The sequence below is a fragment of the Fictibacillus nanhaiensis genome (genome assembly GCF_036213205.1).
GTDB lineage: Bacteria > Bacillota > Bacilli > Bacillales > Fictibacillaceae > Fictibacillus > Fictibacillus nanhaiensis_E.
This window is the reverse complement of record NZ_JARMFC010000014.1, coordinates 33,077-45,778: the sequence shown is the minus strand read 5'-3', so window position 1 is coordinate 45,778 and position 12,702 is coordinate 33,077. Positions and strand designations below refer to the sequence as shown.

At 37.8% G+C, this 12,702-nt stretch carries 13 protein-coding genes; 11 read left to right on the top strand and 2 right to left on the bottom strand.

Translation table 11 applies throughout. The features are described 5' to 3' along the window. Positions 1-50 precede the first annotated feature (50 nt). Positions 51-572: a DinB family protein gene (locus tag P4V41_RS14280; RefSeq protein ID WP_328085721.1), complete on the bottom strand. Its 522-nt coding sequence runs from the start codon at positions 570-572 to the stop codon at positions 51-53. Positions 573-810: 238 nt separating this feature from the next. Here P4V41_RS14280 and P4V41_RS14275 point away from each other — a divergent pair, with 238 nt between their 5' ends. The 8 genes from P4V41_RS14275 to P4V41_RS14240 all read left to right on the top strand — a co-directional run bounded on the left by P4V41_RS14275 (position 811) and on the right by P4V41_RS14240 (position 9,255). Further along, positions 811-2,277 carry a SulP family inorganic anion transporter gene (locus P4V41_RS14275; RefSeq protein ID WP_328085720.1) on the top strand — a complete coding sequence of 489 codons (1,467 nt, stop codon included), beginning with the start codon at positions 811-813 and terminating at the stop codon, positions 2,275-2,277. Between the two features lie 373 nt (positions 2,278-2,650). After that, entirely contained in the window at positions 2,651-3,406 is a 756-nt protein-coding gene (locus P4V41_RS14270; protein ID WP_328085719.1) for a GTP cyclohydrolase II, read from the top strand. Then, positions 3,399-4,487: a bifunctional diaminohydroxyphosphoribosylaminopyrimidine deaminase/5-amino-6-(5-phosphoribosylamino)uracil reductase RibD gene (gene ribD, locus P4V41_RS14265; protein WP_328085718.1), complete on the top strand. Its 1,089-nt coding sequence runs from the start codon at positions 3,399-3,401 to the stop codon at positions 4,485-4,487. Before P4V41_RS14270 ends, ribD begins: the two co-directional genes overlap by 8 nt. A gap of 13 nt (positions 4,488-4,500) precedes the next feature. After that, positions 4,501-5,079, top strand: coding sequence for a 5' nucleotidase, NT5C type (locus P4V41_RS14260; protein WP_328085716.1), 579 nt, complete (start codon positions 4,501-4,503; stop codon positions 5,077-5,079). Between the two features lie 71 nt (positions 5,080-5,150). Next, positions 5,151-5,435 carry a hypothetical protein gene (locus tag P4V41_RS14255; protein ID WP_328085715.1) on the top strand — a complete coding sequence of 95 codons (285 nt, stop codon included), beginning with the start codon at positions 5,151-5,153 and terminating at the stop codon, positions 5,433-5,435. A gap of 154 nt (positions 5,436-5,589) precedes the next feature. Then, complete coding sequence (locus tag P4V41_RS14250; RefSeq protein ID WP_328085714.1) at positions 5,590-6,654, top strand: endospore germination permease; 1,065 nt, start codon at positions 5,590-5,592, stop codon at positions 6,652-6,654. A gap of 11 nt (positions 6,655-6,665) precedes the next feature. After that, a complete protein-coding gene (locus P4V41_RS14245; RefSeq protein ID WP_328085713.1) occupies positions 6,666-8,141 on the top strand; it encodes a spore germination protein in 1,476 nt (491 codons plus the stop codon). Continuing rightward, positions 8,131-9,255 (top strand): Ger(x)C family spore germination protein, encoded by a 1,125-nt coding sequence (locus tag P4V41_RS14240; protein ID WP_328085711.1) that lies wholly within the window; start codon positions 8,131-8,133, stop codon positions 9,253-9,255. The genes P4V41_RS14245 and P4V41_RS14240 overlap by 11 nt, the downstream gene beginning before the upstream one ends. A gap of 17 nt (positions 9,256-9,272) precedes the next feature. On the opposite strand, the gene P4V41_RS14235 is transcribed toward P4V41_RS14240, so the two are convergent. Then, on the bottom strand, positions 9,273-10,097 hold the full coding sequence (locus P4V41_RS14235) for an STAS domain-containing protein (RefSeq protein ID WP_328085710.1): 825 nt from the start codon (positions 10,095-10,097) through the stop codon (positions 9,273-9,275). Positions 10,098-10,336: 239 nt separating this feature from the next. Here P4V41_RS14235 and P4V41_RS14230 point away from each other — a divergent pair, with 239 nt between their 5' ends. The 3 genes from P4V41_RS14230 (at position 10,337) to P4V41_RS14220 (ending at position 12,583) form a co-directional block, all read left to right on the top strand. Next, positions 10,337-10,645, top strand: coding sequence for a PadR family transcriptional regulator (locus P4V41_RS14230; RefSeq protein ID WP_328085709.1), 309 nt, complete (start codon positions 10,337-10,339; stop codon positions 10,643-10,645). A gap of 10 nt (positions 10,646-10,655) precedes the next feature. Next, the gene (locus P4V41_RS14225) at positions 10,656-11,843 is read left to right on the top strand and encodes a chromate transporter (RefSeq protein WP_328085708.1); all 1,188 of its coding nucleotides are present in this window, start codon (positions 10,656-10,658) and stop codon (positions 11,841-11,843) included. A gap of 179 nt (positions 11,844-12,022) precedes the next feature. After that, positions 12,023-12,583 carry a YdhK family protein gene (locus P4V41_RS14220; RefSeq protein WP_328085707.1) on the top strand — a complete coding sequence of 187 codons (561 nt, stop codon included), beginning with the start codon at positions 12,023-12,025 and terminating at the stop codon, positions 12,581-12,583. Positions 12,584-12,702 lie beyond the last annotated feature (119 nt).

The following is a 12,702-nucleotide window of genomic DNA, read 5'->3' as shown; positions in this document are numbered from 1 at the left end:
TAGAAACGAGCCTTTCTCTTTATGAGATCGACTCGTTTTTAATTATGTGTTTAATTTTTGGTTAAATAACGCTCCACTATGATATGACGATGGTGTATCTCATGACCTGCTATGATCATCATTAGAGCACGAGTGGTAACGGGATAACCATTGGCTGTTCCTTTTCTTACTAAAGCCTCGCTGCTCATCCCTTTAATGAGTTGAATCGTCGCTAGACGCACTGCAACAAAGTGTTCAAGCAAATCTCTCACAGGAATGTCATCAAAGTTTGCTTCCTCTACATAAGCATTTTCATCATACCCTGGAAGTGAGGTTTTTTCCCCTCGCGCAATTGATAATAATCGAAAGCTCATGATTCTCTCCGTATCAGTAATATGACCGATTACCTCTTTAATACTCCACTTCCCTTTTGCATATCGATAGGAAAGCTGTTCATCATTTAACATGCTTATGATTCCCACTGTTTCTTTCATTTGATCTGTTAATAATTGAACGATATCCCCTTCAGGCACTAAGTTTACATATGTTTTGTAATACTCAGCATACTCATACCCTGCAGAAATCTCTTCCATATCGATCTCATTCCTCTCTCACTTTTATGTAAATCATACATTTGTATTTTTCTACTAATGCTATGAAAAGACAAGAAATTCGCTATAAATACTAGAAAAAACCCTTTTTATACGCTTACATTCCGTTATTTCATTTCTACTATCCATGTTATAATCAAACCCGTTGACATCGGACCCGACTTTCATGAGAGTTGAAAGTCAAAAACAGTTTTTATCATAAGAAAGAGGTGTGTTTTAGTTGGATCTAAATAAAATTAAACAGGAGTGGTTTGGGAACATTCGCGGAGATGTTCTTGCAGGCCTTGTAGTTGGATTGGCTCTTATTCCAGAGGCGATTGCTTTCTCCATCATTGCAGGTGTAGACCCTATGGTTGGATTATACGCCTCATTTTGTATTGCCGTTGTAATCGCCTTTTTAGGCGGAAGACCTGGAATGATTTCAGCTGCAACTGGTGCTATGGCTCTTGTTATGGTCACACTTGTTGCAGAACACGGACTGCAATACCTTCTAGCAGCTACCGTCCTTACAGGTGTAATCCAAATTATAATCGGAGTTTTAAAGCTCGGAAAATACATGAAATTCATCCCTCGTTCAGTGATGGTCGGTTTTGTTAATGCACTAGCCATTCTAATTTTCAGTGCCCAACTTCCTCACTTTGTAGGAGAATCATGGTTGATGTATGCGATGGTGGCAGGAGCTTTAGCAATCATATATCTATTTCCGAGAATCACAAAAGCTGTGCCATCACCACTAGTCGCTATAATCGTAATTACGGTCATTGCTATTATGTCTGGTTCAACCGTTCGAACTGTAGGTGACATGGGTGAATTAACACAAGCTCTTCCAATGTTCTTAATACCTGATATTCCGTTAACATTTGAAACGTTACAGGTTATTTTTCCTTACTCATTTGCTTTAGCTCTAGTTGGTCTTTTAGAGTCTCTACTTACCGCTCAGATTGTAGATGATATGACAGATACAGAAAGCGATAAAAATAGAGAAGCAAGAGGACAAGGAATCGCAAACATTGTTGCAGGATTCTTTGGAGGTATGGCAGGCTGTGCGATGATCGGTCAATCGGTTATCAACGTTAAATCTGGAGGTAGAGGCAGACTATCCACATTTGTTGCTGGAGCATTCTTAATGATACTAATTATCCTGCTCAACGACCTGCTCTCGATGATTCCAATGGCAGCATTGGTCGGAGTTATGATCATGGTATCCATCGGAACTTTTGATTGGTCTTCTTTAACAAAGCTTCATAAAATGCCTAAGACTGATGCTGCTGTTATGATCGTTACCGTCGTTACAGTGGTACTTACTCATGATCTTTCAAAAGGAGTTCTAGCAGGTGTTATCTTAAGTGCTCTGTTCTTTGCCTCCAAAATCTCAAAAGTTGACATATCTTCTGAGATTGATAACAAGAACAAAGTATATACAGTAAAAGGACAGTTATTCTTTGCATCTGTAACAGATTTTATTTCAAAGTTTGATTTTTCAGAACATGTAGATCTTGTTACAATCGATCTGTCACAATCTCATGTATGGGATGATTCTGCCGTAGGTGCTATTGATAAAGTTGTTCTAAAATATCGACAAAACCAAACAGACGTTCAGATTACTGGTCTTGATGCTTCAAGTAACAAACTGGTGAAAAAGTTAGCAATTTACGACAAGCCAGAATCCAATATTATCGCTCATTGACTTCTTAAAAGATACACTTCATGGTGTATCTTTTTTGTTTGAACTTATGTAAGTTTATAGAACGATACACCAGACATCTGCTGTAATTCGCAGTATCCGTATCTTTTTAACTGACTTAGTCTAACATCCAATCTTTCCTTGTACTTCGTCATAAAATAGGAATAGAAATTAACTTAGTACTCAAAAAGTGAACAAACTGTTGTTCAGTTATAGTTTATTTATTGGATGGATTATCCCTTGTTTTAAAGGCTTTCATGCTTTTTTTTTCCATTGAGAGCAAAACACTTCTTTCAATCGAATTATCTAGTATAAAATAAACATATTCACCGAAGTAACCGACAAAATACGTATGAACGACAAAAGGGGTATAAGTATGTTACAAAGTAAAAACTTAAAACAAAAAGTTCTTTCCATACTTGAAGATAAAATACAACTTATTAAAAAAGACGAGGGTGCAATCTATTTAGTTGGTCCCATCCGTCTACCTGTTAATCTATATGGAGAAACTGTTGTTTTCAATTGGTACTGCTGGCTTGAAGGCTGTGAGCAGACCGAAGACTTTGAAGAAGTGATCGACAAGCTTTCCTCTGCCAACTTGGCCGAATATCAGCAATCCAGTGTTTTAGTTTATGGTGACTTTGCGTACAATGATGAAGCTCTTATTCGAATGCACTCGATTTGTCACACAGGTGATATTTTTGGCAGCAAGCGATGTGACTGTGGTTATCAGCTGAAGCAGTCGATGAAAATGATTGTAGAACATGGTACAGGTGCACTCTTTTATCTGGCAAATCATGAAGGTCGTGGAATCGGTCTATTTAGTAAAGCAATGGCTTATCTTCTCCAAGAAAGTGGACAAGATACAGTAGAGGCTAATGAAAGTCTTGGATTTGTTGATGATTCTAGAAATTATGAAGATGCCATCGAGGTATTAAAAGCATTACGTTCAAAGCCTGTTACACTTATTACAAACAATCCGAAAAAATTAGAAGCACTCTATCAGGCTGGCCTTTCTGTTACAGCACGAGCTCCAATCTGGGGTGATGTGTCTGAATACAACGAGAAGTATTTGCAAACAAAGATTAAACGATCTGGCCACCTAGATGAAGGAGTATTCACGAATGAGTAGTCATGAATTTTATATGCAGCTAGCTCTAAGCAATGCTAAGGCGATGAAAGGCCAAACAGACCCTAACCCGTTAGTTGGGTCTGTTATTGTTAATCATAACGAAATTGTTGGAGTAGGTTCTCATTTGAAAGCTGGGGAACCACATGCAGAAGTTCACGCTATTCGAATGGCTGGAGAGAAGGCGAAAGGCGGTACGATTTATGTTACACTAGAGCCCTGCTCTCACCATGGAAGAACGGGACCTTGTGCTGTAGCGATCGTAGAAGCAGGAATTAAAAAAGTAGTAATCGCTGCATTAGATCCGAACCCTCTTGTCGCTGGAAAAGGCGTTCAGATTTTAAAAGATGCTGGAATTGAAGTGGAGACTGGAGTGCTTCAAAAAGAGTCAGAAAAGATGAATGAAGTATTCAACAAGTTTATCGTTCAAAGAATTCCTTTTGTAACTTTAAAATCAGGCATCACACTTGATGGAAAAATTGCAAGCCATACGAACAACAGTAAATGGATCACCTCACCAGAAGCACGTGAAGATGTTCATAAGTTGCGAAATGAGAATCGTGCAATACTCGTAGGCGTTAATACAGTTATTCATGATGATCCTGAACTAACAACTAGAATCCCAAACGGACGAAACCCACTTCGAGTGATTATGGATTCGACGCTTAAGATCCCTTTGGAAGCTAAAGTGGTAACAGACAATCAAGCTGAGACCTGGGTATTCACTACCGAAAAATACAACAAGCAAAAAAAGCTACAACTTGAAGCTCACGGTGTAAAAGTGTTTATTACTGGTGAATCACGAGTAGACCCACTCGAAGTTTTAAAAACGCTAGGAAGTAATCTGATCTCTTCCCTTTTGATCGAAGGTGGAGGTACGATTAACGCAGCTTTTTTAGAAAACAAGCTTGTTGATAAAGCTGTTTTCTATATCGCACCTAAATTAATCGGCGGACAGCATTCACCTTCATTTTTTGGTGGGACTGGCATCGAGAAGATGTCTGATGCCATCCAGCTACAAGACCTTACAATTACACAAATTGGACCTGACTTTAAGTTTACAAGTTATCCTAAATACGAATAAGAGGTATATATAAATGAGATTTGGTTTTGACATTGATGATACATTGATTAATCTTCGACAACATGCTTTTCATATCTACAATAGAAAGTTAAAACAAGATGTACCGATCGATGTTTTTGACACGATTGAAACGCTTGAGATTCATGAACCGTTTGGATTATCAACAAAAGAAGGAAATCAGATGTGGATTGATTCTATGGAAGAGATCTATTTCACAGATTGTCCTGCTTATCCAGATGCGATTGAAGTACTACAAGAACTCGATAAAGAAGGGCATGAAATTTATTACATTACAGCAAGGCCTGCTAAGCATTGTGAGGAAACGAAAAAATGGGTCGAGAATGCTGGATTTCCTGTTCAAGAAGGACGCTTTTTCTGTGGGATGAAAGATGAGGAAAAAATTCATACGATCAAAGATTTGAAGCTTGACTTTTACTTTGATGATAAACCAAATGTCTTAAATACTCTAACCGAAGAGCCTGTTCAGCTATATGTTAGACATCAGAATTACAACAAACATTTGGACATGCCTCGCTTAACAAATTGGTCTGAACTAAAGAAAATTATCGAAAAACATAGCGATCGAAAATAGTACGCAAATACGCGTACTATTTTTTCGAGATTTCTTCTGATATGTTAAACAAGGTGGAGGTTTAGGTAAAGATGCTACTATTTTTATTGCTATGTTTATTAACTGGAGGCTTCTTTATCGAAGTTTTTCAAAAACATGTTTTAAAGATGAAGGCTCCAGATATTCGACCACTTTGGGCTGCTCTAGAGAAACAGGATTGGTATAAAGAATTGACGATCCAACCAGAGACAGCTAGATGGATTGATGTGGATAAAAAGAATGGATTATTGAAGGATCCCTATTATGTTCAAAAAATTATAGATCACGCTGGTCACCGCGAAGGATTCATACGATATATAAAAGATAAGACGAAGTAGCGAAAAGTCAAAAGTGGAAATCACTTTTGATTTTTTTTGTATGTTTATTTTATATTTTTGGTAGAAAGGATAAATAGCTTCATCATAAAAACTTTAGAATAATGACTTTGAAATTACGTCATACTAACTCATATTTAAGGAACCGGAGGAACAAATGAGAATTCAATCTGGTATTTCGCCTTTACATATATATTTTCTTATTATCCTATCATCCGGCCTAATCAATCATGTTCTGATCATTCCCGTAATTCTATCAGCTTCAGGAAGAGATGCTTGGGTAAGTATTATGCTATCTGTACTCCCTTACATCGTTTTTATTCTGCTGATTGGTTCAGTTTTAAAAAAATTGGGAAACCAGAACTTTTTAGATTACTTAAAAATACGACTAGGTCCTATTCCTTACTATCTGCTTAGTGGAGTTTTCATTATTTACTTTTTTTTCAATGCAGGCATAACGTTTAGAGATACCATTACTTGGACACAAACAAATTATTTAATGGATACCCCTTCACTAGCTTTGGGTTTGCTTTTAGGAGTTCTTTGTTTTTTTGGAACCAATAAAGGTTTACAAGAATTAAGTATTGTGGCGATGATTGCCTTACCGTTAGTTGTATCTTTTGGATTATTTATTGCGTTTGGAAATATACAGCATAAAGATTATTCTATGCTGTTACCGATCACAGAACACGGTTGGTCTCCGGTATTAAATGGCTGTGTTTATGTACTGTCCGGATTAACAGAGTTGTGCACACTCTTATTTCTGGTTCAGCATACAAAAAAAACATTGAAATGGAAGCATGTTTTTATTGTAGAGTTTATCTTGGTTGGACTCATGATAGGGCCAACGATGGCAGCTATTGCAGAATTTGGCCCTTATGAAGCAAATAAATTAAGATATCCTGCGTTTGAACAATGGAAACTATTAACGATTAGTAAAGAGATCACAAGAATGGACTTCCTTTCCATTTTCCAGTGGATTTCAGGTGCTTTTATCAGAGTCAGCTTGTTAATTTTTCTAGTTGCAAAACTTACAGGAGTTAAGAAGCACAGAACATGGCTGGTAGCTTCTTTATACATCTTATTAATCGTCTACACACTTGCTCCTATTTCAAACATATCTATCTTCAATTTTTTGTATGATTTCTTTTTCCCTATACAGATGTATGTCATTTTACCATTAGTATCGATCATCTGTATCTATGTCTTAATTAAGAAATGAGGAGTCTTTAGATGAAGTTTCTGCATCGGAAAGAGAATACAAATATCCAAGAACTTCTTAACTCGTTCAACCACCTAACAGACGTCTTAGTTAAAAAGAATTTATTTGCTGAAAAAGTCCCTTATCCCTACACTCTAGTTTTTTGCAAAGGACTTATAGATACTGATTTGTTAGAAAAAACGCTACTTCCTTTCTTGAATGAAATTGTTGAAAAAGACGATGATACAATGCGAAGCTCTTTAAATAATCGTTTTGTAGTCCACGAAATCAATATCGATTCTGAAAACAAAATGAAAATAGAGCATTGTTTATTCTCAGGACAAGTGTTACTGCTTACTGAAAAGAACAAGACTCTATATGCCATTAATCTTTCAAAAAAGCCGAGTAGGACACCAGAAGAATCGAATACGGAAATATCTATACGCGGGGCACGAGATGGTTTTATTGAAGACTTAGAAATAAATTTTGCCCTGATTCGCAAACGTCTAAAAACAACATCACTCAACAGCAAATCCTTCACGATCGGTAAAAGAAGCCAAACTGCTGTATCTTTACTTTTTATAGATGATATTATCGATCCAGATCTTGTCAAACGAGTTGATAAACGTCTTACAAATATTGATGTAGATGCAATTGTTTCAAGCAGTGAGCTAGAAGAAGCATTAGCTGATAGTGTTTTTTCAATCTTCCCATTACTTGATAACACCGGTCGTCCTGACTTTGCTGTCCAATCGTTACTGCAAGGACGGTTTGTTATCATTGTTGATGGCTCGCCTACTGTGCTCATTGGTCCAGCTTCTCTAGCTATAACTCTAAAATCACCTGAAGATGCTCATGCCAGTTTTTACATGGTTTCGTTTGAACGATTTTTACGCTTCACAGGACTGTTTACCACCGTTACATTACCTGGGCTATGGGTAGCCTTGACTACATTCCACCCAGATCAGCTTCCCTACCCGCTCCTTGCGACATTAACCCTTTCTCGAACTGGGTTACCGTTATCATTGCCACTTGAAATGATAATTATGGTAGTGCTTTTTGAACTATTTAAAGAAGCTGGTGCAAGACTGCCGAGAGCAGTTGGTCAGACGGTAGCAGTTCTAGGTGGTTTAATCGTTGGTGATGCTGCCATCCGAGCAGGATTAACGTCACCAACCACCCTTGTTGTAGTAGCCATAACCATGATTGCAAGTTATACATTCGTAAACCAATCACTTAGTGGAAATCTTCTTTTTTTGAGAATTTACACCTTACTCATGTGTGCCATGTTCGGTCTCTTTGGCTTTTTTATCAGCATGCTCAGCATATTTTTACTAGTAGGATCCTTGCGCTCATTTGACTATCCTTATATCGAATCTCTTGCTTCAATGAATGCAGCTGATACGTTCAAATCATTTTTAAAAGCACCCTTCCCTCTCATGAAGAAGAGATCGTCGTACCTGCATCCGAATGACTCCACACGTCAAGGTGATAATAATGAGAGCTAATGTGAAATTTTTTTTCAGTATTTCTATTCTATGTTTTTTGCTAACAGGCTGTTGGGGAGCATCTGGAATTAACGAGCAGCTCTATATCGAAGCTTTAGGCGTGGATTATAAAGATGGAAAGTATATTGTGTATACCGAATCAGCCATTTTTTCATCGATTGCTAAACAAGAAGGAGGAGGCGCTCAGACCGCTGATTCTCCCGTACTAGTAGGAGTTGCAGAAGGTGAGACACTCACTATGGCTTTTAGAAAGCTAGAGAAATCCTCCCAATTTCCTCTTTACTACGGGCATGTACAAGTAATTTTGTTAAGCGAAAGAGTTATAAAAGAGAAGTTAGATGAGGTCATTTCCCACCTCGCTCATGATCCACTGATCCGATTTACATCTTGGATCTTTGGCACATCCGAAGAAATACACAAAGTTTTAGTTGCCAAATCTCTTTTTAAGCAAGCACCTACTTATAAGGTACTGTTTCATCCCGATAAGATGCTGCAACGTAACCATGCAGTTAACCCGCTATCTATGCAGATGCTGTTAAGAGATGGAAATGAACCATTCGGATCCACCATCATTCCCAATATAAAATTAGTTAAAGGAAAATGGTTAGAAGATAAAGAGAAACCTACTTTCCCTATTACAGGTGGCGGCTATGTGATAGAAGACATGCAAGCAAAAGGAAAACTTAGCTATGAAAAACTTCGTGGTTTAGAATGGTTATCGAAACGCGAAAAAGAAAACAAGCTTGAGGTTACAGCAGGCAATACCGTAGTAGAGATTGAAATAAAAGGATATAAAATTAAGCTTAAAGAGCCTGTCAAAAGTGAACTTAAATACACAATAGAAGTTCAAGCCAAAGCCAAAATAGATGAAAATTTAAATGTTGTACCACGTAAAGAACTGGAGAAACAAATTGTGGAATTGATGAAAAAAGATATTAAAGAAACGTACGCAAACGGTCTATCCATTAAAAGTGATCTATATAATTTAACCCGCTCTACTTATCGAAAATCACCGTCACTTGTTAAAAAGTATGCTTTAGAACGCGACTCATTGGACTCAGTAAAAGTAGCTGTTCAAATCGTTCACTCAGGAAGTCAGAAGTATAAAAAATAACCTAGCATGTGTTGATGCTAGGTTGTTTGCTTTACGCTCTCGATCGCCTGTTTAACATTCGCGAACGTTTTTATAGAAGAGAAGTCGATTCCTTCTGACACTGCACTTATAGCAAGTTCTGGACGTAAACCTGTTACTAGAACTTCAATACCAAGTAAACCTAGAACTCGGTACACATTGAAGATATGATTCGCTACCTCAGTATCCATTGCTACGATTCCTGAAAAGTCCATGATCAAGCATTCAACTTGAAGTTCTGGAATCTTTGGAAGCACAAAATTCATGAGGTGTTCTGTACGGTCAGCGTCGATCGAACCAATCAAGGGTAGTACAGCTAGTCCATTTTCAATAGGGACTACTGGTGTAGAAAGCTCTCGGAGTTCTGATCTAGTTTTCTCTAAGATTTCCTCTGACTTTCGCTCAAAGGCAAGAACGGTTTCATTAATACTTACATCTAACATGTGATGAACCCGCTTCAGGATTAAAACAACATCCTCTGTTGAAAGTTCGTGATCTAAACTAATCTGGAGAATGAAATCAGCGAACACCATCCGAGTATCAGGATATCGAATTAATATTTCTGAGATTCGATGATGTTTAGCGGCAGACCTCTCACCGTTCTGTCTGCTCCAATTCAATAACTCTTCAGGGATAGATCCTTCATCACAATCGATCGAGTCACTTAAAAACGTTAAGAATTCTACATACATTTGTCTAGCTTGTTCAATATCTTCCTTACTTACTTGAAAACCGAATTTGGATACAATTTCATCAACGATTTTATTAGCCAAATATTCAGCGTTTTCATTTAAGTAATGAGCAACCGTTAATGTAGATTTCACTTTTTTTCACTCCATCTCACCTTTTATATCGAGTTACACCTCTTTCAACAATTGTAACATTAAAAAAACAGTAAATGCCTAAACTGTGAAATTATTAAAATAATAACGATTGGGAGAATTATTAAGATTTTGTAAAGCTTATTTATAGAGGGTTGTTAGGATAAGCTAAACATGTTAATTTGATATCGAAATCCGATATTGAATACCGATATCATTAAATGTGAGGGGTGCTTTCAACTTTGGAAGATAAGGTACTGCGTAAATTGTTTCTAGGATTTATTCACATACACATTCTGCATCACGCACTTGATCATCCGATCTATGGGGTATGGATGCTAGAAGAGCTTAAAGAACATGGTTACAACATCAGCACTGGTACACTGTACCCCATTCTTCATTCTATGGAAGCCGATGGTCTTTTAATAAGAGAAGAGAAAAATGTGGATGGAAAGATTAGAAAGTACTACACCGCAACTGAAAAAGGACAGAAAATCTTAACTGAAGCAAGAGCAAAAGCTTATGAACTGTTTAAAGAAATTAAAGAGTAGGTGATCATAAATGACACAAAACAAAAGTTTACTTAAAACACTAATAGAAATTCTGATTGTTTCAACGAGGCTAGGTCTCACTTCTTTTGGTGGACCAATTGCACATTTAGGTTATTTTCATGAAGAATACGTAAGAAAGCGCAAATGGATGGATGAAAAAAGCTACGCAGACCTTGTAGCTCTATGTCAGTTTCTCCCTGGTCCTGCTAGTAGTCAAGTGGGCATCGGGATTGGTGTTATGCGAGGAGGCGTACTTGGAGGAATAGCATCCTTTATCGGGTTTACCTTCCCTTCCGTGATCGCGCTTATTGTTTTTGCACTTATCCTTCAAGGGTTAAATGTTACTGATCTAAGCTGGATTCATGGATTAAAGCTTGTCGCCGTTGCCGTTGTGGCACACGCAATTCTAGGGATGGCTGAAAAGCTAACACCGGATGTAAAAAGGAAAACCATCGCATTGCTAGCACTAATTGGAACGCTAATGTGGCACACCGCTTTCTCTCAGGTAGGTGTCATCCTATTAGCAGGTTTGTTAGGATTCTTATTATACAGGGACCAAACAGATAACGATGAAACAAAATATGAATTTCCTATCTCTAAAAAGTTTGCTGTAATCTGTTTGAGTTTATTCTTTGCGTTACTTCTCCTGTTGCCGTTCTTAAGAGATGCGACTTCTAACAGCTGGATCGCGATTTTTGATAGCTTCTATCGCTCAGGATCGCTTGTATTTGGGGGCGGACATGTGGTTCTTCCGTTACTTGAGCGAGAATTTGTGCCGACAGGCTGGATTAGTGAAGAAGCATTTTTGGCTGGTTACGGAGCAGCACAAGCCGTACCGGGTCCTCTGTTCACGTTTGCAGCCTATATTGGAGCTGTAATGAACGGATGGCAAGGTGGATTACTAGCAACAGCCGCAATCTTCTTGCCTGCTTTTCTATTAATTTTAGGCTCTCTTCCCTTTTGGAACATGCTTAGACAGAACGCTAAAATCAAAGGTGCTTTAATGGGAGTAAACGCTGCTGTGGTTGGAATTTTAATATCTGCTTTCTATCAGCCTATTTGGACAAGTACGATTATAAAACCAATCGACTTTGCGTTTGCAGCTGTATTGTTCAGCATGTTGGTATATTGGAAGCTTCCTCCGTGGGTGATTGTTGTCACAGGTGCTCTTGGTGGTTTGCTGATGTCATTCTTATAATGAATTAAACGTTTGTTTAACGAAACTGCCTGAGTTCTAATTGAGCCCAGCAGTTTCTTTTTTATTTTCTTGTAGTTCTCTTCACAACTTCTACATAATTGTCCCTTATGCTAGTCATATATTCATAAACTTCTCTTGAAGAAGAATACTAACACTAGTCCGAAAAGGAGGATTTATTAATGACAAAAAACAAACTGTTTGTCATGCTGTTGCTTTCATTCACACTCGCTCTTACAGCATGCGGAAACGATGAGACCACAAAAAAGAAAGAAGATAGTCAAGGTCATGCAGATCACGGAGAAATGAATCATTCAGGTTCTGGTGAAGTACCTGAAGGGCTTAAGAAGGCAGAAACTCCAACATTTAAAGTTGGAGATAAAGCAGTGATCAATGCGGATCATATGAAAGGTATGAACGGTGCAGAAGCTACAATCGCAGGTGCATACGATACGACTGTTTATACAGTAAGTTACACACCTACAACTGGCGGAAAAAAAGTAAATGATCATAAGTGGGTTATTCACGAAGAGATTAAAAATTCGGGTGATAAACCACTCATTCCAGGAACAGAAGTTGTCCTTGAGACAGATCATATGAAAGGTATGAAAGGCGCAAAAGCTACAATAGATTCTGCAGAACAAACTACCGTCTATATGGTCGACTATACGCCTACAACAGGGGGAGAACGTATTAAGAACCACAAATGGGTGACAGAAAGTGAGCTATCTAAGGACAAATAATTTTTTATGGGCCCTTTATTTGGATTTATGGGCCTTAGAAATATTTTATAGACCCTTAATCTGCAATTATAAGCCCGAAATCTCCATTTATAGTCCTTCAAATAAGTTTATAGGCTTTT